The 21,993-nt window shown below is 67.1% G+C and carries 10 protein-coding genes; all 10 read left to right on the forward strand.

The window, feature by feature from the left end:
• The first annotated feature begins 174 nt into the window (after positions 1-174).
• The 10 genes from RCI06_RS01275 to RCI06_RS01320 all read left to right on the forward strand — a co-directional run bounded on the left by RCI06_RS01275 (position 175) and on the right by RCI06_RS01320 (position 21,871).
• Positions 175-885, forward strand: a complete 711-nt coding sequence (locus RCI06_RS01275; protein ID WP_101552313.1) for a response regulator transcription factor — start codon at positions 175-177, stop codon at positions 883-885.
• A 248-nt stretch (positions 886-1,133) separates the two neighbouring features.
• Positions 1,134-3,320 (forward strand): hypothetical protein, encoded by a 2,187-nt coding sequence (locus RCI06_RS01280; RefSeq protein ID WP_306573734.1) that lies wholly within the window; start codon positions 1,134-1,136, stop codon positions 3,318-3,320.
• On the forward strand, positions 3,310-5,220 hold the full coding sequence (locus RCI06_RS01285) for a sensor histidine kinase (RefSeq protein WP_306573736.1): 1,911 nt from the start codon (positions 3,310-3,312) through the stop codon (positions 5,218-5,220). The genes RCI06_RS01280 and RCI06_RS01285 overlap by 11 nt, the downstream gene beginning before the upstream one ends.
• A 302-nt stretch (positions 5,221-5,522) precedes the next feature.
• Positions 5,523-8,093: an EAL domain-containing protein gene (locus RCI06_RS01290; RefSeq protein WP_101552309.1), complete on the forward strand. Its 2,571-nt coding sequence runs from the start codon at positions 5,523-5,525 to the stop codon at positions 8,091-8,093.
• The gene (locus RCI06_RS01295) at positions 8,081-11,686 is read left to right on the forward strand and encodes a response regulator (protein WP_306573738.1); all 3,606 of its coding nucleotides are present in this window, start codon (positions 8,081-8,083) and stop codon (positions 11,684-11,686) included. The genes RCI06_RS01290 and RCI06_RS01295 overlap by 13 nt, the downstream gene beginning before the upstream one ends.
• A gap of 3 nt (positions 11,687-11,689) precedes the next feature.
• The gene (locus RCI06_RS01300; protein WP_101552305.1) at positions 11,690-12,058 is read left to right on the forward strand and encodes an Hpt domain-containing protein; all 369 of its coding nucleotides are present in this window, start codon (positions 11,690-11,692) and stop codon (positions 12,056-12,058) included.
• The gene (locus tag RCI06_RS01305; RefSeq protein ID WP_306573740.1) at positions 12,055-16,719 is read left to right on the forward strand and encodes a PAS domain-containing protein; all 4,665 of its coding nucleotides are present in this window, start codon (positions 12,055-12,057) and stop codon (positions 16,717-16,719) included. Before RCI06_RS01300 ends, RCI06_RS01305 begins: the two co-directional genes overlap by 4 nt.
• A gap of 21 nt (positions 16,720-16,740) precedes the next feature.
• Complete coding sequence (locus RCI06_RS01310; protein WP_306573742.1) at positions 16,741-18,084, forward strand: GntR family transcriptional regulator; 1,344 nt, start codon at positions 16,741-16,743, stop codon at positions 18,082-18,084.
• Positions 18,085-18,152: 68 nt separating this feature from the next.
• A complete protein-coding gene (locus RCI06_RS01315; protein WP_306573744.1) occupies positions 18,153-20,597 on the forward strand; it encodes a response regulator in 2,445 nt (814 codons plus the stop codon).
• Positions 20,594-21,871: an ABC transporter substrate-binding protein gene (locus tag RCI06_RS01320; protein ID WP_276872443.1), complete on the forward strand. Its 1,278-nt coding sequence runs from the start codon at positions 20,594-20,596 to the stop codon at positions 21,869-21,871. Before RCI06_RS01315 ends, RCI06_RS01320 begins: the two co-directional genes overlap by 4 nt.
• The last annotated feature ends 122 nt before the right edge of the window (positions 21,872-21,993 follow it).

A 21,993-nucleotide genomic window follows, 5' to 3' on the forward strand; every position in this document is an offset into this window, starting at 1 on the left:
CCAGCCCTCTCGGGGCCCGTCCGGCCCGTCTTTTTTTCAGTATAGCATAACTCCCGGCGGATTGCATCCGTCCGAAGAAACGGCCGGTTCCGCCTTTTTGCTCGCTTGCAATCTGTCGATCCACTCACTATAATAAAGAAAACGGGTGCGATTCGGAGAGAAGGAAGTGATGCCGTGGAGCCGCCGCACATCCTGCTGGTCGAGGACATGACCAAGATCCTGAACTACAACCGGATGGCGCTGGAGAAGCGCGGATACCGGGTCACGGCCGTCCGGACGCTCTCCGAGGCGCGCAAGCGGATCGAGGACGCCCCTCCGGACCTGGCCGTGGTCGACATCCTGCTGCCGGACGGGTCGGGGCTTGACCTCTGCCGTCAGCTCCGCCACAGCGACGCGCCGATTCTCCTGCTGACCAGCCTCGGGGACAGCGACCAGATCGTGCGGGGGCTGCAGGCGGGCGGCGACGACTACATCATCAAGCCCTATAAGATCGAGGAGCTGATCGCCCGCATCGAGGCCCAGCTCCGCCGCGTCCACTGGCTTTTACAGGCGGAGGTCGAGACCCACGCCGGCCGCCTGGTGCTGAACGCCCGGATGCAGCGGGCTTTTCTCGGCGGGCACGACCTGCTGCTCAAGCCCAAGGAATTTCTGCTTTTGTCCACGCTGCTGCGCAACCGCGGCAGGACGATGTCCGCCGAGGAACTCTATTCCGAAATCTGGGGGCAGGCTCCCAACGACGCGCTGCGCACCGTCTTCGTCAATATCTCCTCGCTGCGGATCAAGCTGCGGAAAAACGCGGGAGAATGCCCCTCCATCGTCATTGAGCGGTCAAACGGGGGGTACCGGCTGGTTTTTCCGGATGAAAAGCAAGGAGGCCGTGAATGAACGGTTCGGCAAGAAAGGTGGCCCTCTGGCTGCTCCTGCTGTTTTGCTGGGGCGCTTTTTCCCCGTTTGCGGCGTCCGCCGCGGATGGGGAAAAAGCGCCTTTTTCTGCCGTTCCGGCCGTTGTGGAGGCAGAATCCTCCGCGCCTCTTCCGCCCGGCGGCGCGGAGGAGGATCCCGCCGGGGAGCCGTCCGGGGAAGCGTCCACGGAGCCGCCCGGTGAGGGACCCGCGGGAGAAAAGGAACCGCCCGTGGACCTCACGGAAGACACGGAGCCGCCCGCGGAGGAACCTGTGGAACCGTCCGGGGAAGCGCCGGCGGAACCGCCCGCGGACGACGGGCTTTCCGGCGAGGCCCCCGTTCCCCCGGCGGAGCGGGAGCCGGAATTTTCCGTTCCCCTTCCGGACGGCGCGTTCGGCTGCGGGAGCGCGGCGGAGCTGCGGGAGCTGGTCAATGAGCGGGGGGCCGCGCACATCGTCCTCACGGCGGACATCGTGTGGGAGCGCGGCGGAGATTCCTTCAGCATCCTGAAGCCCCGGAAGCCCACCCTCGTGGAGATGGGCGGGCATGTCATCGAGATCCCCGGCGGGAGCTCGATGGAGGTGAGCGGCCCGGTGCGCTTCGAGGGCAGCGGCGGCCGGCCTCTCATCACGGTGTCCGGAAGCTTTTCGGGCGAGGAGGTGGAGATCGCGGCCTCGGGGGAGGGCGCGGCGGCGCTCTGCGTCGAATCGGGCGCGAGCTGGATCGCGGACTGGATGGAGCTCTCTGCCGAGGGCCCGGACGCGGTGGCGGTTTGGCTCAAGGACGCAGAGCTCCGAGAACTCAATTATTTTTCGGCTGCGGCGCGAGGCGAGGGGGCCGTCGCCATCCGCGCGGACGGGCCGCTGAAACTGCTCTGCTGCTCGGCCGTCTCCGACGGCGAATCGGTCGTGTGCGGCGGCGGGCTCCTGCTGGACGCCTGCCGGACGGAGCCGTTCCCGGAGGGGGCCGAGACCGTCGGCCGCCACGCCGTCCCGGCCGAACGGATCGAGCAGATCGGCTACAGCGTCGTGGAGGGGACGCCCTGGGGACAGGTTTCGCTTGACCTAAGCCTGGAGCCGGGCGTTCCCCGCACCAGCGAGTATTTTCTCTATGATTCGGAAGGCCGGGCGTCCACCCTCGGGGTCCGCGTTTCGGTGCTTACGGAGGGGATTCCGGTGGACTGCTCCACGGCGGGCGTCCATGAGCTCGCCTGCCGGCCGGTCGGCGTCCCGGATTGGTTCCCCGTGGAGATTCCCCCCTACACCGTTCCCCTCCATGTGGTTCCGCCCGACGCCCCCTGGATTGAGAACGCCTACCTGACGTCCGCCGGGGACCTGCACCTCGCCTTTTTGACCCCGATCGCGGGCGCGGAGCGGATCGCTGTCCAATATTTGGCCGACGGGGACGAAACCTGGCGGGACGCCGCTGCGCTCCCCCATTTTGAGCTTTTGCCCGGCGACGAAGCGGGAACGATGGCTTCGGCGGACCTGGGCGGGCTGGAGATTGACCACCGCTACTATTTCCGCCTGGTGGTGGAGGGCGGCGCGTTCGAGGGAATCTCGAACGCGCTGGAGTTCCCCTACGCCTCCGGGGACCCCACCCAGCTCGGCGGCGGCGACCGGGACGACGACGGCCGGGGCGAGCAGGGCGGCCTGCCGCCGATCGGCGTCGTCCCGCCGCCGTCCGGCGGCGGGAGCGGCGGCCCGGACGGCGCGCGGGAGCGGCCGTCTTCGGAGCCGGCCGGTTCCCGTTCAACGACGCTGGTGCAGTCGTCTCCGCCCGAACCGGGCGCCGAAGCGGCGCCGCGGCGGCCCGCAGGGGCGGACGTTTCCCTGACGCCTTCCGAGCTGGCGGCGCAGAGGACGGCCAACCCGGAGGGGATCACCCTGATCGGGCAGGGCCTGAGGGTGACGCTGCCCGCCGCGCTGTTGGACGCCCTTCCGGCGGACGCCGTGTTTTACGCTCAGTTGGAGAAGCCGGGGGAGGACCGGTTCCTCGTCCGGTTCTGGTCGGGGGAGGAGGCGCTTGCCGGATTCGGGGGTCTTGCCTTCCGGGTCACGGTGGACTATGCCCCGGCAGATGAAAACGCGGCGTTTTTCTGCACCGGTCCGGACGGCCGGGAGAGGCCCGCCGACGGCTGGGAAGACGGCAGGCTGCGTTTTGAGCTGGAGACGGCCGGGGCGTACCTGATATCGGAGCGTCCCGGACAGGCGGAGGGCCGCGCGGCCTCTGATTCGCCCGACGTCCCCGCGGGCGTCCCCTCCGCGGACGGCGCATCGCCCGCGGTCGAAGCCGCCGTGCCCTCCAAGGCCGGCGCGGCGCCGGTCGGTTTGGCCGCGGCGCTGTGCGCCGCGCTCGCGGGCGGGGCCTTCCTGTATCTGCGCCGGAGGAAGGGGGGCGACCGACGTGGAGGGTAAACGGAAAAACGCCCGGTTTGCGCTCCTGCTGGCGGCCGTGCTCCTGTCGAGCGTCCTTTATTTTTGGCTCTGCTGGCGGTTTGACAACAAATACACCTATCCCCGCCCCGCCGCCAAGATGGGCGTCGTCCGGCTGGACGGGGACTGGTATGAGGACTCCCCCTTCTTCTATCTGGCGGACGGATGGGCCTTCTATGGCGGTCGCCTGCTTTCGCCGGAGGAGATCGCCGGGGCCGAACCGGACGCCTATCTCTACATCGGGCAGTATGGGGGCTTCGATCTCGGCGATCCGGCGGCGCCCGCCCACGGGCGGGCCACCTACCGCACCGTACTGCTCACCGACGGGACCGAGCGCGACTACGCGCTGGAACTGACCGAGATTTTTTCCCGCTGGCGGCTGTGGATCAACGGACGGCTCATGCAGAGCGTGGGCATGGGGGACGCGGACGCGCCCGCGCCCGGAAGCCCCATGGTCACCTTCACCGCCGGGGAGCGGATCGAAATCGTCGTCGAGGTGGAGGACCGGGACGGCGTGTACAGCGGCATGGTCTATCCGCCCGCCTTCGGCAGTCCGTCGGAAGTAAGCCGGGCGAGCTTTTTGCGGGTAATCATCCACTGCGCCGCGTGCGCTGTCGCGGCGCTCATCGGCCTGCTCTGCCTGCTGGTCCGGTCCGGCTATCACTTCTCCATCCCATACGGCGCGCTGGCGCTGCTCTGCCTGTGCTTCTGCCTGAGCACCGCATGGCCCATCGCCCAGGCGCTCGGCTGGCAGGAGGGCGTGTGGCCGGTGCTTGAGCGGCTCGGGACCTACGGCCTCTTCCCGACGCTGGCCTGGCTGCAGGCCCGCATCATGGCGCTGCCCCGCCGCGCATATTATCCCGTCTGCGCGGCCGGCGCGGCGGTCTGCGCCGGGATCCTGCTGGTGCGCGTCTTCCCGGCCGAAAGCGCCGGGACGCTGATGGCCTGGTCGGGCGTGCTGTCGGCCTACAAGTGGGCGACAGCCCTCTGTATGCTTGCCTCCTGCTGGTGGGCCCTGCGCCGGAGCCTGCGCTATTCGAGGGCGCTGCTCGCGGGGAGCTGCGTCTTCGCCTGCGCGCTGATCATGGACCGGCTCCTGCCCCTGTACGAGCCCATCCTGCTGGGGTGGTTCATCGAGCAGGCGGGCGGCGTCCTGATTCTGGTGATCTGCGGCGTGCTCTGCTTTGACACGGTGCGCGTCTACCGGGAGCGCGACGCCCTGCACATGCGGGAAAGGGTGGCGGAGGTCCAGCTCGCGGCGCGCGCCGAACAGGCCCGTCTGTCGGAAGAGTATGTGCGCCGCACCCGGGAACAGCTCCATGAGAGCCGCAGCCGGCTGACGCTCATCCGTTATTATCTGGACGTCGGCGCGCTTGGGGAGCTGTCCGACTACCTCGACGAGATCGCCCCGAAGCTGGGCGGCACGGCGCCGCAGGACTACACCGGCCACAGCCTCATCGACGCCGTCCTCGCGGTCCAGCTCGCCCGGGCGGCGCAGATGGATATTTTCGTCGAGCTCGACCTCGCCCGGCTGCCGGAAAAGCTTCCGTTTGACGACGGCGATCTCACCTCGCTGCTGATGAACCTGCTGGACAACGCCATGGAGGGTTGTCAGCGTTCGGCCGCGGCCGAACGCTGGATCTCCCTGGGCATCTCCTGGGCGGACGGCGAAATGGAGGTGCTCTGCCGCAACAGCGCCTGTGAGGACGCGGCGGACAAGGGCACCAGCAAAGCGGATAAACGCGCCCACGGCTTCGGCCTGCCGATCATCCGGGAGATCGCGAAACGGTATGGGGGCGCGGCCACGGCGGGCCGGGAGGAGGGGTGCTTCTCGGTGGAGGTGCGGATGGAAGCTTCGCGGGAAGCCCATGCGTGTCCATAGCTCCGAACCGGCACGGACGTCCGCTTGCATATCCGGACGCGGCCGCGCTCAAAGCCCCGCCCCTCTCCAAAGGAGAGGGGCGGGGCTTTCTTTTCCTCCAATCACGATCCAGTCTTTTACAGAGCTGGGACAAGAAGGGCTCGTTTGACGGAATATTCGCCTGTTCGGTCATATTACGCCGAAAAAGGTTGTACAAGCCGCCTCCGCCGTGATAGAATGTAAACATCATGTGAACAGAGTAAACGGAGAAGCCGCGGGCGTATGCCCACGGCCGGGTCCGTGTTGGAGCAAGGGGCAAAGATATGGCTGCACAAAAAACGGTTTTGGTAGTGGAAGACAGCGAGATCAACCGGGCGACGCTCAGCGGGATCCTGTCTTCGGAGTACCGGGTCCTCGAGGCGGGGGACGGGCGGGAGGCGCTCGGCCTTCTGGAGCTGTACGGGGAGAGGATCGCCCTGATCCTGCTGGATATCGTCATGCCCGTCATGGACGGCTACACCTTCCTCTCGATCGTCAAGGCCCACCCCGATTACGCGTCCATCCCGGTCATCGTCACCACGCAGAGCGACAGCGAGGCCGACGAGGTGGCGGCGCTGTCCCATGGCGCCACGGATTTTGTGGCCAAGCCCTATAAGGCGCAGATTATCCTGCACCGCGCCGCCAGCATCATCAGCCTGCGGGAGACCGCCGCCATGATCAACCAGTTCCAGTACGACCGGCTGACCGGCCTGTGCAGCAAGGAATATTTTTACCAGCGGGTCCGGGAGACCCTCCGGCAGAACCCGGAGAAGGAGTATGACATCGTCTGCTCCGACATCGACAACTTCAAGCTCATCAACGACATTTTCGGCATCCCGGCGGGGGACCGCCTGCTGCACGACATCGCGGCGCTCTACCGCACGGTCATCGGCGACGCGGGGATCTGCGGGAGGCTCAACGCGGACCAGTTCGCCTGCCTGCTGGAGCGCCGGACGGACTACAGCGATGAGATGTTCGTCCGGGTGAGCGGGGAGGTAAACGCCCTCGCGAACGCCCGGAGCATTGTGATGAAGTGGGGGATCTACACGGTCGAGGACTGCGGCGTCCCGGTCGAGCAGATGTGCGACCGGGCGCTGCTGGCCGCACGCAGCATCAAGGGCCAGTACGGCAAGTACTTCGCCGCCTACGACGACCAGCTGCGGGGCAAGCTGCTGCGGGAGCAGGCCATCATCGACAATATGGAGTCCGCCCTGGCGCAGGGGCAGTTCCAGGTCTATCTCCAGCCCAAATACCGGATCAGGGACAGCCGCCTGGCGGGCGCGGAGGCGCTGGTGCGCTGGGCGCACCCCGAGTGGGGCCTCCAGTCCCCCGCGGAGTTCATCCCCCTCTTCGAGCGCAACGGGTTCATCACCAAGCTGGACCGCTTCGTCTGGGACAGGAGTTGTTCCTTCCTGCGCAAGTGGGACGACGCCGGCCTGCCGTCCATCCCGGTCTCCGTCAACGTGTCCCGAGCGGACATCTATCAGGCGGATATCGCGGAGATCCTGCTGGGAACGGTGCGGAAATACGGGCTGGCGCCCGCGCGGCTCCATTTGGAGATCACGGAGAGCGCCTACACCGAGGACCCCAACCAGATCATTGAAACGGCGGCCCGCCTGCGGGAGCTGGGCTTTGTGATCGAAATGGACGACTTCGGGAGCGGGTACTCCTCCCTCAACATGCTCAACCGTCTGCCGATCGACGTGCTGAAGCTGGACATGCGCTTTATCCAGAGCGAGACGGCAAAGCCCGTCGATCAGGGGATCCTGCGCTTCATCATGGATCTGGCGCGCTGGATGGAACTGCATGTGGTTGCCGAGGGCGTGGAGACGCGGGAGCAGCTCGAACGCCTGCGGGAGATCGACTGCGACTATGTGCAGGGCTACTACTTTGTGCGCCCGGTGCCCAGCGAAGAGTTTGAAAAGCTGCTTCGGGAAGAGGGGGCCGTCGCGGAGCAGGAGCCGGGCGCCAAACGCCGGCGGCCGGTCTTCCTGGCCGCCGATGAGGACGCGGCCTACCGGGATCTGGTGCGGGAGACCTTTGAGGATCTCTTCCAGGTCATGGAGGCCGGGACCGGGCGCGCCGCGCTCGACTGCATCGCGGCGAACCGGGACAAGCTCGCCGCCGTGCTCCTCAGCGCCACGCTGCCGGGGTCGGACGACTTCTCGGCGCTGGAGGCCGTGAAGCGCAGTCGGGCCGTGTGGAGCACGCCCGTCATCGTCACCGGCCCGCCGGACGCGCTGCTGGAGGAAAAGGCGCTGGAGCTGGGCGCGGAGGAGTACGTGGACAAGCCCCACACCGCCAAGAGCCTGCGCAGGCAGGTGCTGCGGGCGATGGGGACCACCGCCTTCCAGGAGTGGAAGGACTCCCTGCAGGAGGAGGCCTGCCGGGACTACCAGACGGGCCTTCTGAACCGGCGGGGCTTCACCGCTGCCGCGGGTGCGCTGCGGGCGGAGGACCTGCCGCTGGCGGTCTGCCTCTTCGACCTGGACGACCTGAAGAAGACCAACGACACCTTCGGGCATGTGGAGGGCGACCGGCTCATTGAGGAATTCAGCGCGCTCCTGCGCGCGCACACCCGCGAAAACGACATTCTCTCCCGCTACGGCGGGGACGAATTCGTGGTAGTCATGAGACAGGTGCGCTCCGAGGAGGCGGCGCTGAAGAAGGGCGGGGAGATCTGCCGGGCCGCCCGGGAGATCTGCGCCCCAAAGGGGGCCGCGGCCGCCTGCACCGGGGGGATCGTTTTCAGCGTCTCGGAGGAGCCGGTGACGGAGCTGATCGCCCGGGCGGACCGGGCGCTCTACCGCGCGAAGGCGGAGGGCAAGGGGAAATGCTGTCTATGGAAAGGGTAAGGGATATGGGTTATCGGGGGACGGCCATGGGGGCCGTGGAGGCGTTCTGCCGCGACTGGTTCGAACGGCGGGACGCGGAGGCGGCGATCGGTTTTTTGTCCGACGCGGTGGATTTTGTGGGCACGGGCGAAGACGAGCTGGCCCGTGGGAAAGAGGAGATGTCCGCCTACCTGCGGGCGGACGTGGGGGAGCTCCGGGAGCCCTTCGCCTGCGCGCTGGAGGCGCTCCACGAGCAGATGGCGGCGGAGCATGTCTGCTGCCTGTCCGCGGAGATGACCCTGAAGAATACGCAGTACACCTGGCGGCTTCGCATCTTCTGCACCCTCGTGCGGGAGGACGGCGAGACCTGGCTGGTGCGCAGCCTGCATTTCGCGGAGCCGGGCGGCAGCCAGCGGGGGAAGGAGCACTACCCCCAGACCCTGGTGGTGGAGCAGATCGCCAGGCAGCGGCAGGAGCTGCTCAACGATTCGCTGCTGGGCGGCATGATGGGCGGGTACATCGAGGAGGGCTTCCCCTTCTACTTCATCAACCGCCAGATGCTCCGTTACCTCGGCTATGAGAGCGAGGCGGACTTCGTGGCCGATATCGGCGGGCTGGTCGCCAACTGCATGCACCCGGACGACCGCGGGATGGTGGACGAGCAGGTGGAGGCCCAGCTCGCGGAAAAGGGAGAATACGTCGTCGAGTACCGGATGAAAAAGAAGGACGGCTCCTACATATGGGTCCACGACGCGGGGCGCAGGACGGTCGCGGAGGACGGACGCCCCGCGATCGCGTCGGTCTGCGTCGACATCACCGCGCAGAGGGAGGCGCAGGAGGAGGTCCTGCGCCTTTACAACAACATCCCGGGCGCGGTCTTCCGCTGCCGGTCCGACGCGGATTTCACGGTGATCGAGGCCAACGACGGCCTGTTTGAGTTCATCGGCTACACCCGCGAGGAATTCGCGGCCATGGGGAACCGGATGTCCGCGGTCATCCATCCGGACGATTTCGCCCCGTCGGCCGCCCTGCTGGAGGAGCAGCTTCTGCGGGGGGATACGATCCAGCTGGAGCACCGGATCATCTGCAGGGGCGGCGCCGTCAAGTGGGTCTCCATCAAGGCGCAGCTCTTCCGGGAGCGGGGCGAGGAGCAGTATTTCTACTGCGTCTTCGTGGACGTCACCGACGAGCGGCGCCTCCGCGACCGGGTCCGGGAGCTCTACGAGGAGGAGCTTGCCTATTTCTCCGAGCTCGCCTCGCGGGAGGGCAGCATCCAGGGGACCATCAACGTCTCCCGGGACCGTCTGGAGAGCTACCAGGCCACCCTGGACGTGGCCGTCGCGCATGTGGGGGACACCTACGTGAAGACGATCCAGAACCTCTCCGGGTCCGCCGTGGACGCCGCCTACGGGGTGGAGATCCGCCGGATGCTCGCGCGCGGCAAGGTATTGGAGGACTACGCGGCGGGGAAGGTGGACTACCGCCTGAGCTTCCTGCGCAGGCGCAACGACGGGAGCCTTTTCTGGGGCAGCACGAACCTGCGGACCTGCCTGAACCCCGCCACCGGCGACGTCATCATGTTCTTCTATACGGCGGACGTCACCGAGCAGCGGCTGCAGGAGCAGCTGCTCAACCGGATCGCCGAACTGGACTACGACGTCATCGCCGACATCGACCTGAACGGCGGCGGGTACCGCGTGGCCGCCTGCGGCGGCAAGCGTCCGCTCTCCATCCCGGCACAGGGGGATTTCCGGGAGGAGGTCCAAAAATCCGCCGAGCGCTGCATGGACGAGGCGGAACGGGCGGAGTTTTTACAGAAGCTCGACTTCGGCTACATCCGGCGGCGGCTTGCCGGACAGGACGCCTACACCTTCGTGCTGGAGCTCCGGGAGGCCGGGGAACGGCGGGTCAAGCGGTTCCAGGTCTTCTACATCAGCCGGGAGCTCGGCCGGGTGTGCATGACGCGGGCGGACGTGACCGACGTGGTGCGGCGGGAGCAGAAGCAGAAGGAGGAGCTGGCCGCGGCGCTCGTGGCCGCGGAGCAGGCCAACGCCGCCAAGAGCGACTTCCTCTCGCGCATGAGCCACGAGATCCGCACCCCCATGAACGCGATCATCGGCATGAGCACCATCGCGGCCAATTCGATCGGGGACGACGACCAGGTGGCCGACTGCATCTCCAAAATCGGGATCTCCTCCCGGTTCCTGCTTTCCCTCATCAACGACATCCTGGACATGAGCCGGATCGAGAGCGGCAAGATGCTGATGAAGAGCGAAAAAATTCCCACCGAGGACTTTTTGGGCGGCATCAGCACCATCTGCCACGCGCAGGCGGCCTCCAAGGGGGTGGACTACGAGTGCATCGTGGACCCCGTGCTCGACGACTACTACATCGGGGACGCGATGAAGCTCCAGCAGGTGCTCCTCAACATCCTTTCCAACGCGATCAAGTTCACCGGCGAGGGCGGGAAAGTCACCTTCTCCGCCGCCCAGCGCCGGCGGACCCAAAACGACGCCGAGCTCCGCTTCATCGTCAACGACACGGGCGTGGGCATGAGCGAGGAGTTCCTCCCCCACATCTACGAGCCCTTTTCGCAGGAGTCCACCGGAACCACCGCCCTCTTCGGCGGCACCGGGCTGGGCCTTGCGATCTCCAAGAACATCGTGGATCTGATGGGCGGGAAGATCACGGCGCGTTCGATCAAGGGGATTGGCACCGAGTTCACCGTCGACGTGAAGCTGGGCATCACCGAGGAGGAGAAGCTCCGCCATAACCTGAAGAAGCACCACAACTTCTCCCACCTCAAGACGCTGGTGGTGGACGACGACGTGGCGGTCTGCGAGAGCGCCGTCGTCACCCTCCACGAGATGGGCGTCATGGCCGAATGGGTCGACAGCGGCCGCAAGGCGGTCGACCGGGTTCGGGAGCTGTGGGGCGGCGGGAAGTATTACGACATGATCCTGATCGACTGGAAGATGCCCGAGATGGACGGGATCGAGACGGCCCGGCAGATCCGCGCCATCGTGGGGACGGAGGTCACGATCATCATCATGACCGCCTACGACTGGATATCGATCGAGCATGAGGCGAAGCTGGCGGGCGTCAACCTGCTGATGAGCAAGCCGATGTTCAAATCCTCCCTGGTCTCCGCCTTCTCCAGGGCGCTCGGGGAGAAGGAGGAGCGGGCGCAGCAGCCGGACGGCGCCGATTACGACTTCACCGGCAGGCGGGTGCTGCTGGCGGAGGACAACGCCCTCAACACCGAGGTGGCGGTCATGCTGCTGGAGAGCAAGGGCTTCGCGGTGGAGACGGCGGAAAACGGGCTGCGGGCGATGGAGCTGTTCAGCAAATCCCCAAAAGGGTATTACGACGCGATCCTGATGGACATCCGGATGCCGCTGATGGACGGCCTGACGGCCGCCGGGACCATCCGCCACCTGAGCAACGCCGACGCGGCGGCCATTCCGATCATCGCCATGACGGCGAACGCCTTCGACGACGACATCGAAAAGAGCAAGGCCGCCGGGATGGACGCCCACCTGGCCAAGCCGATCGACCCGGACCGGCTCTACCAGACGCTCTACGACTTTATTTTCCGGAAACAGGAGGGTTAGGAGATGGGGAATTTTCGTGCGGCCTTCGAGGCCTACGGCGCGGATTACGACGGCACGATGCGGCGCTTTTTGGGGAACGAGGCCATGTACCTGCGCGTGCTCGGCATGCTGCCCCGGGACGGCAGCGTGAATCGGCTGGGCGACGCGCTGGAATCCGGCGACCTGGGCGGCGCGTTCGAAGCCGCCCATTCGCTCAAGGGGGTCGCCGGGAACCTGGGGCTCGACCCGCTTTACAAGGCGGCGTGCGCCGTCGTGGAGCCGCTGCGCCTGCGGGAGGAGCGAAACGACTACCCCGAATTGTACCGGGCTGTGCGAAAGGAATTCGAGCGGGCGGGGCTGTTTTTGGAAGCCCTGAAAGGAGAACCGACATGACGTGGGAAAGCCCTCTCTCTGCGCCGGAGGTCCGGCAGCTCCAGGCCATCCTGGACAACGACCCGGTCGCCATCTTTGTCAGCGACGTCGAGAGCCGGCGGGTGCTCTACGCCAACCGGCGGGCGCGGGAGACGCTCCTACCGCCGGACGGCGGCGAGGCCTGCTGCTACCACATCGCGGGCTACCAGTCCGCCTGCCCCTTCTGCCACGCGGGTAGAATGAGCCGGGACGACGTCCTCGTCCGCGAGTACCGCCACCCCCTCAACGGGCGCGTCTACCAGCTCAGCGGGAAGCTCGTCGACTGGGGGGACCGGCCCGCGCATATCGAGTACGTCAGGGACGTCACCGAGCAGCGGGCGGAGTCGGAGCGCGCCGACCGGCTGCAGGAGGGGCTGAAGGAGACCTTTACCAGCGTCCCCTGCGGGCTGTGCGTCTACCGGATCGAGTGGCCCGAAATCGTGCCGCTCTTCCACAACCCCGCCTTCTATGAGGTCGTGGGCTATTCCGACGAGCACATCCGGTCGGTCCGGGAGAAGACCGACTACCTGGGCGTGCATCCGGAGGACGTCGGGCTTTTGCGGGAAAAGATCGCCGCCGCGTACCATGGCGGCGGCAGCGTGCGGCACTCCTACCGGCTGTGGAACGACCGGCGGGGGGAATACCGCTGGATCAACCTCGACGGCACGATCAAAACCCATGAGGACGGCGCCAAAATCTTCTACGGCATCTACACCGACGTCAGCGAGCGCGTGCATTTGGAGGAAGAGCTGAAGGCTGCCAACGAGAAGATGCAGGACATCGTCAACGCCATCCCGGGCGGGGTTGCCATCTACCGGGTGTCGGACATCTTTGAGACGGTCTATTTCTCCGACGGCGTGCCGGAATTGACCGGGTACACCGTGGAGGAGTACCGGGAACTGATCAAACGGGACGCGATCGAGATGACCTATCCGGAGGACGCCGCGATGGTGGCCGCGAAGGCCAGGGAGGCCCTGCGCGACCGGACGGTGGCGGACTTTGAATTCCGCAAGCTGCACCGGGACGGGCACATCGTTTGGGTGCACGCCCAGGCGAAGCAGGTGGGGGAGGAGCGCGGCCGCCCCCTGCTCCAGTGCGTGTTCCACAACATCACCGCGCTCAAGGAGACCCAGCTGGAGCTCGACCACCTGGTCAACTCGATCCCGGGCGGGATCGCCGGCTACCGGGTGGAGGAGGGGCGGTTCGTCCCCACCTATTTCTCCGCGGGCGTGCCCGCCCTCACGGGCTACACGCGGGAGGAATACGGGGAGATCGTCCGGCGGGACGCCTTCGACGCCGTATATGAGGCGGACAGGCCCCGGGTCCTCGCCGCGGCGCGGGCCGCGCTGGAAAGCGGGAAGGTACTCGACATCTCCTGCCGGATGCGCCATAAGAACGGGACCCTCGTCTGGCTGCACCTCAACGGCCGCCGGATGGGACCGCTGTCGGAATCCACCCGGTTTTACGGGGTCTTCACCGGCATGTCGGCGGAGGCGCAGCTCTTCCAGAGCATCGCGAACGAGACGGCGGACGGCATTTACGTCATCGACCGGAAGAATTACGACCTGCTCTACATCAACGAATCGCGGGAGCTGTTCGCGAAGAGCGGCGGCCGCGTCGGGCAGAAATGCTACGCCGCGCTGCACGGGAGGGACGCGCCCTGCGTGTTCTGCACGCTTCACAGCCACGCGCCCGACGGAAAGGCGCACGAGATGGCGGTGGACGGGAGCGGGCGGTTTTACACCACCCGCTTCATGGAGAGCGACTGGAACGGCATCCCGGCCTATGTGAAGTACGTCCACGACGTGACCGAGGAGGTCCGGACCCAGAAGGAAAAGGCGCGCCTGGAGCAGTATTTCCAGACGGTGGTCAAGCACCTTCCGGGGGGTGTCGCCGTGGTCCGCTACAAGCCGGACGGCAGCATGATCCCCGAGTTTTTGTCGGACGGGTTCGCCGCCATGACGGGGATGACGCAGGAGGCGGCGTGGGAGCTCTACAGGCGGGACGCCATGGCCGGGGTGCACCCGGACGACCGGGAGGCGGTCGCCGCGCGGATGGCGGAGTTCATCGGCGGCGGTGAGAGCAGCTGTGAGCTGATCTACCGGCTGAAGAAGGGCGACGGCGGCTACATCTGGGTGAAAAACAGCCTTTCGATGCTCCAGAGCGAGGACGGGGAGCTCCGGATCTACGCGGGCTACCACGACATGACCCGGGAGCGGGAGGAACGGGAGGAGCTCCGGAAGCAGTTCAACGACCGGATCCTCCAGCACTACCGCACGCCCGGACCCAACGCGCTGGTCGTGGGCCACTGCAACGTCACGCGGGATCAGATCCTCGAGATCATCGACCACACCGACTCCGGCCTGCTGAGCACCTTCGGCACCGAGCGGGAGACCTTTTTCATGGGGCTTTCGAACCTGGTCGTCGACGAGGAGGGCCGGCGGATTTTCAGGGAGGCCTACCTGAACGGGCCCTCCCAGGCGGCTTTCGACCGGGGCGACACGGAAATCATCCGGGACTTCTTCGTCCGGCTCCCGAAGGAGAAGCGCGGGCGCTACGTGCGCTTCAAGGTAAATCTGGTGGAGACCCCCGACACGGGGGACGTCACCGGCATCCTGACCGTCACCGACATCACCGAGCAGACCATCTCCGAACGCATCCTGCGCCGCCTGTCGGTGGCAGGCAGCGACCTCGTGGTCGACGTGGACGTCCCCGAGGACCGCTACCGCGTCCTCAACGGGGAGATGGACGCGGGCGACATCCCGGCGCAGGAGGGCCGGCATTCCGACCGGATCGCCTACATGCTCCAAAAACAGGTGGTGCCCAGGGACCGCGAGCAGGTGAAGACCCTGCTGGACCCGGACTACATCATGGAGCGCCTGCAAAGGGAGGACTCCTATTCCTTCCACTACGCCATCCTCGGGGAGCGGGGGGAGGTCCTCACCAAAAAGCTCACCGTTTCGGCCATCGACCTGCGGCTGGGGCGGGTCTGCCTTGCGCGGGCGGACATCACCGATTCGGTGCGGGAGCAGCAGGGGCTGCTGAACGTCGTGGCCTACACCTTCGAGCTGCTGGGCCTCATCCAGGTGGTCACCAGGCGCATGACGATGCACACCCGCCAGACGGTGCTGGAAAACCTGCCCCCCTTCGTCGTGGAGGACTACAACGCCTCCATCAAACTGATCGCCAGGCGCTATAACCCAGAGGGAGGGACGGAGGAGCTGGAGCGCCAGCTCCGGCTGGAGACGATGCTCCGGCATCTCGAGGAGCAGCCCGCGGGCTATGACTTCGTCTTCCCGCACCGTTCGGAGGAGGGTCTGCGCTATAAGCAGATCACCGTCCTGTGGGGGGATGGAGAGCACAAGACGGTGTGCATGGTGCGCGCCGACGTGACCGATATGCTGGCGGAGGAACGCCGGTCCAAAAAGGCCCTGGAGCAGGCGCTGGAGCTGGCGGAGGAGGCCAGCCGCGCCAAGAGCGACTTCCTCTCCTCCATGAGCCACGACATCCGCACGCCGATGAACGCGATCATGGGGATGACCGCGCTCGCCAGCGCCTACATCGACGACCCCGCGCGGGTCGCCGACTGCCTGCGGAAGATCTCCGTCTCCTCCCGGCACCTGCTCAGCCTGATCAACGACATTCTGGACATGAGCAAGATCGAGCGCGGCAAGATCACGCTCAACCGGATGGAGATGTCCGTCCCCGGCCTGCTGGAGCAGCTCTCGACCATCATCGAGCCGCAGGCCCGCGCGGCGGGGCTCTCCTTCTGCGCGCGAGCCGGCCGGGTCCGTCAGGAGCGGTTCATCGGGGACGCCCTGCGCGTCAGCCAGATTTTGCTCAACCTGCTGAGCAACGCGGTCAAGTTCACCCCCGAGGGGGGAAGGGTGGAGTTTTTCGCGGAGGAACTGCCTGCGGAAAGCGCGGGCCGCGTCCGCTACCGCTTCGTCGTGCGCGACACGGGGATCGGGATGTCGGAGGAATTCCTCGCCTCGATGTTCGACCCCTTTTCCCGCAGCAGGGAGGCGACGCGCGTCGAGGGGACCGGCCTGGGGTTGAGCATCGCCAAGGGGCTGGTCGACCTGATGGGTGGCACGATCTCGGTGGAGAGCCGGCCCGGCGAGGGTTCCGCCTTCACGGTGGAGCTCGAGTGCGAGGCCGGCGGGGCCTCGGGGCTCCCCGCCGGGAAGGCGGCCGGGCCGCAGTCCGCGGCCCCCTCGGAGGAGGCGCCTTTCGCCGGCCGCCGCATCCTGGTGGCGGAGGACAACGAGATCAACGCCGAGATTCTCTGCGGCCTGCTGGAGATCTACGGGGCGGAAACGGTGGTCCGGACCAACGGCGCCAAGGCGGTGCGGGAGTTCCGGGAGCGGGCGCCGGGCACCTACGACGCCGTCCTGATGGACATCCAGATGCCCGAGATGAACGGCTACGAGGCCGCCCGGGCGATCCGGGGGCTGGACCGCCCCGACGCCCGGACGGTCCCCATCATCGCCATGACGGCGAACGCCTTTTCGGAGGATGTGCAGGCGGCCCTCGCGGCCGGAATGACCGCCCATGTGGCGAAACCGATCGACACCGCCATCCTGCAGAGCACGCTGCGCCGCGCGCTGGAGGATGCGGGCGGCGGTCCGCCGCGGGCGTGAGAAAGGGAGGAAGGCGCGCCCGTGGAGGGGACATACGAACGGTATAAGCTGATATATGATTCCTATGCAGCCAGAATCTGCTTCGGCCGCTGCGCCTTCGGGGATTCCCTGCCCGCGATCCCGCGGATCGCTTCGGAGTTCCATGTGGCGGTCCCGACCGTCCGCAGCGCGCTGGCCCGGCTGGAGGCGGACGGCCTCATCCGGGTGGAGGCGAAAAAGGCCGCCCGGGTGGTCTACCGGGCGGGACCCGCCCGGTTCCGGGAAAACGCCGCGCGGTATTTCGTGCCGCGCCGGGAGGGGATCCTCGATATCGTCCGGACCGGCGGGCTCCTGTACGACCCGCTCTGGGAGGCGGGGCTCCGGACCTGGAACCGGGAGAGGACGGGGGCGCCGCCGGCCGCGGCGGGGTTTTCCCTGACCGTCCTCTCCTCGCTGGGCAACCATCTGGTCATGAACCTCTGCTGGGAGATGATCCGGTACCTGTGCTTTCCCCTGCTGGACGCCCACGGCGCGGCGGAGGACTGCCTGCGGGAGCTGAGGGCCGGCGGGGACGCCGACCGTGCGAAGCGCGCCTGTCTGGCCGGCTGGAAGCAGGACATCGACGAGCTGTTCGCCTTCCTCGAAACGGCGCGCGCGGAGTACGCGCTGGAGGACGTCCGCCCGGTCCCGTTCGAGTGGAACATCTACCGGCAGCGTCCCCAGCTGCGCTATTCGATCGCCTCCCGCATCATCCGGGAGATCCTGGAGGAACGCTACCCGGTCGGGAGCTTTCTCCCCTCCCTCCCGCGGATGGCGGAGCGGTTCGGCGTCGCGGTCTCCACGGTCCGGCGCACGCTGGACCTGCTGGACGGGCTCGGCGTCGCCGCGTCCTTCCAGGGGAAGGGGACGCGGGTCCTCATGGACCCCCGGCGGATCGACTTTTCCAAACCGGAGGTCCGCGAGGCGCTGGGGCTCTACGCGGAGAGCCTGGAGTTTCTGGCGCTGACCGTCCGGAAGGTGTCCCTCTTTACACTGGAGGCGGCGTCCGGGGAGACGCTGGACCGGCTGGCGGAACGGTTCGCGCGGATCCGGGAGGAAAAAAAGAGCTACCTTGTCTTTGAGGCATACCTCGCCTTCATCACCGACGCCTGCCCGTCCGCGGCGGTGCGCCAGTGCTACCGCAAGCTCAATGAGCTGCTGGCCTGCGGCTATCCGGCCACGCTGAGGCGGCTCGGGGAAAACCGGCTTGACAATGCGTTTTCCGGGACGATCGCACGGGCGGAGGCGGATTTGCGCGCGCGGGATTTCGAGCGCATCGCCGCCGGCTGGCAGGGCTTTCTGGAAAACGAGGCGGAACGGTTCCGCGCCTTCGCGGCGCGGCAGTGATCCCGCGCCGCGGGGAAAAGCATTACACACGGGGCCCGTCCGGGCCCCACGGTCAGGAGGGACGCGAGATGAAGAAAGGATCCGGCCGGGAACCCGGCGGCGGGCGGTCGATTGCCGGGGCGGCCCTGATTTTGCTCCTCATCCTGCTGGGGGTCGGCGCGTTCACCTTCCACCTCTATACGCGCATCGTGAACGAGAGCAAGACCCTCGCGTGGGAGATGACGCTGAAATCCGCCGAGGTGATGGAGCTGCGGCTGGAGGATATCCGTTCGTCGCTGGCCGCCTTTTCACGGAGCGTCGCCTCGAGCGGCGCGGGCCCCGGCGAGGTGGGGGAGATGGCCTCCCGCCAGCTGGACGGCCACCCGATCTTCCGCCTCCACGTCGTGACGGAGGAGGGCGCGCCGCTGACGGAGGACTACGGCCTGACCGCCGGGGACGCCGCGCGGCTGGAGGAGCTCTGCCCGGAGGACGGCGCGTTTTCCGCCGGGTACCTCGGGAAGAGCGGCCGCTGGCAGACCGCAGTCGCCGTCTCCGGCACGGTGGCGGGCGTCCCCTGCCGGTTTTACGCCGAGTGCGTGCTCGACGACCTGTACATGGACGACTTCATGGAGTTCCACAGCCAGCAGGGCTACTGCTATATGATCTCCGGCGGCGAGGGGACCTTCATCATGCTGCCCCACAACAAATTCGGGCAGGGGCTCTACTCCGGGCTGTTCACCATGCTCGAGGCCTACCGCAGCAACGACCCGGCGGTAATCGCAGAGATCCGCGCCGTCTTGGCCCGGGGCGAGGCCTGTACGGTGCAGCTGGATTTCCGCGACGAGAACTGTTATTTCTGCTTTGTCCCGCTCGAAGAGCGGGCCGACTGGTTCATCGTTTCGATCATCCCGTCGGACGCGCTGCAGGAAAACGGCATGATCGCCATCGCGGCCATCGTCCTGCTGGGCGTCACGGTGCTGCTGGGCGCGGCGCTCCTGCTCTGGATGAGCCGCCGCCGGTGGAAGCTGCGCTCGGAGGTGGAGGCGGCAAAGCTCGCCAGCGAGGCCAAGAGCAGCTTCCTCTCCAACATGTCCCATGAAATCCGCACGCCGATGAATGCCATCGTCGGCATGACCGAGATCATGAAGCTGAACACCGGCGACCGGGACCGGATCGCCGCCTGCCTCGACAAGATCGGCGTCTCGTCCAAATACCTGCTCGGGATCATCAACGACGTGCTGGACATGTCGAAGATCGAGAGCAGCAAGATGACGCTCGAACACGCCCCCTTCCCGATCGGCGCGGTGGTCGAGGAGGCGGTCGATCTCGTCCTGCCGCTGATGCGCGGTCGCAGGCACGCGTTCGACGCCTGCGCCTTCTGGGACGGCCCGGAATGCCTGGTCGGGGACGGGATGCGTCTGAGCCAGATCCTCGTCAACATCCTGTCCAACGCGGTGAAATACACGCCCGAGGGGGGCCGCATCCGCCTGCGGCTCTTTGGCGGGCGGGATCCGCAGCGCGCAGACAACATGCTGGTGCGGATCGAGGTGGAGGACAACGGCGTCGGCATGAGCCCCGAGTACCAGGCGATGGTGTTCGAGCCGTTCACGCAGGAGAAAAATTCCCTCAGCCGGGGCACGGGGCTCGGCATGGCGATCAGCGCGCAGCTGGTCCGCCTGATGGGCGGGGAGATCACAGTGGAGAGCGCCCTCGGGCGGGGCAGCGCCTTCCGCGTGCGGCTTTCCCTGCCCGCGGCGCTGCCGGACGGGGACGGCGGGCAACCGGCGGGCAAGGCCGTCCTGGTGGCTGACGCCGACCCCGAGACGCTGGAGGCCGCGCGGCACACGCTTTCGGCGGCGGGATACCGGGTATCCTGCGCCGGGTCCGTACCGGAGACGCTGGAAATGCCGGACGGCTCGGGACCGGATCTGGTGATCGTGGACGACCGGCTCGAAAGCAGGCCGGAAAAAGCCGCGCGCCGGTGCGGCGCCGTCCTCTGCCTGAGCGGGTTCAGCCTGCCGTCCGCCGGGACGACGGAGGGAACGGGCTGCCTCGGCAAGCCCCTGCTTGCGTCGAAGGTCGCGGCGGCGCTGGGCGGCGGGACCAATCCCGCCGCGGACCGTACGGAGGACCGCCCGCTCGACGGCCTTCGCATCCTGCTGGCGGAGGACAACGAACTGAACGCGGAGATCGCGGTGGAGCTTTTGAGCCACTTCGGCGCCGAGGTGGACCGGGCGGCGGACGGGGAGGAAGCCGTGGACCGGTTCGTTTCGGGCGGGGAGGGCCGGTACGATCTGGTGCTCATGGACATCCAGATGCCGCGCATGAACGGCTATGACGCGGCGCGCGCGATCCGGTCGCTCGGGCGGGCCGATTCCTCCCTGCCGATCCTCGCCATGACCGCGGACGCCTTTTCCGAGGACGTTTCCCGCGCGCTGGAGACCGGTATGGACGGCCATATCGCCAAGCCGATCGATATCCAGAACCTGCTCCAGACCATCGGGCGGGCAGTGAAGGGGGGAGAAACGCGATGAAGCTGCGCCGTAGGGCCGTCTGCGCCCTCATGGCCGTCCTGCTCGCCCTTCTCCCGGCAGGGTGCCGGGAGAAGGGGGTCCAGGTGGTGGACGGGGCCGGGGAAACGGTCAACCTGCGCTTTCTGGGCTTCAAGGTGGGCGCGGACAAGGTGGAGGAGATCGACGGCATCCTCAACCGCTACATGGAGCAAAATGAAGATGTGGTGATCGTCTACGAGGGGCTGGGGGACGATTTTGTCGACATCCTGACCAACCGCCTCGAGAACGGGTACGCCGACGACCTGTTCATGATCAGCGACCAGGCGCTGACCACTTACGAAACCAGGGGCTGGTACGGCACGCTGATCGCCGACCTTTCGGGGGAGGACTTTGTACAGCGCTACAGCCCGATCATCCAACAGCTTATCACGGTGGACGGAAAAATTTCGGCGGTGCCCATGTGCCTGAGCGTCGTGGGGATGCTCGGCAATATGGACGTGCTGCGCGCCTGCGGGATCGGGGAGATGCCCCGCACCTTTGACGAGTGGGTGCGGGACATGGAGATCGTCCGCGACCATGGCTACACGCCGATGGTCAACTATCAGGGCAACGCCGCGAGCATCTCCTTTTTGATGTCGGGGCGCTCGGCCGCGCCCTTTATCGAGGGCGCGCGGACCGTGTCGGAAGGGCTGACCGCGGAGGAGGTCTACGCCGGGGGAATCCGCGACGTGTACGCCCTGGTGGAAAACGGCCTGATCGACCGGGAGCAGATGTCCGGCGAGACGGACGCGCGGTCCTACCGCAAGGTGCTCGGGGAACAGTTCGCGGGCGGCGGGGTGGCCTTCGCCGTGGCGCCGAGCTGGAGCCTGTCCGCCTTTCTGGCCGGGGAGCCCGGCTTTCAATACCGGTACGCCGGCCTTCCGGTCGGGGACGAGGGCCCGCTGACCTGCGTGCGCGCGTCGGTCCTCGTGGGGGTCAACAACGAGGGCCCGCACCGGGAGGAGGCACTGCGGTTTCTGGATTTCCTGATGCAGCCGGAGCACATCGAGAGCTACGCGGCGGAACAGAACAGCCTGAGCCCGCTTCAGGGCGCGCAGAGCGGCGACCCCCTGTTTGCCGAGCAGCTCGCGCTGATCGGGGAGGACCGGATATACAGCGACACCGATTCACGGATTCCCTTCAACCTGCTGAAGCTCCTGAACGGCGCGGCGGCGCAGATGGTCCGGGGGGACCCGCTGGACCGGATCCTGGAGGATTTTTCCGCGGGCGTGCAGGCCGGCCGCCGCCCGGAATGACAACGGAAAACAGGGGGCGCCTCAACGAGGCGCCCCCTGTTTTCCGTCAGAAGATCCGATCCGCGGCCAACCCCGGAGGGCCGCCAGCGCCGGAGAATCGTCCCGCCGGGACGCGGGGGCGC

It is taken from the genome of Anaerotruncus massiliensis (ex Togo et al. 2026) (assembly GCF_030825285.1).
Taxonomy (GTDB): domain Bacteria; phylum Bacillota; class Clostridia; order Oscillospirales; family Ruminococcaceae; genus Anaerotruncus; species Anaerotruncus massiliensis.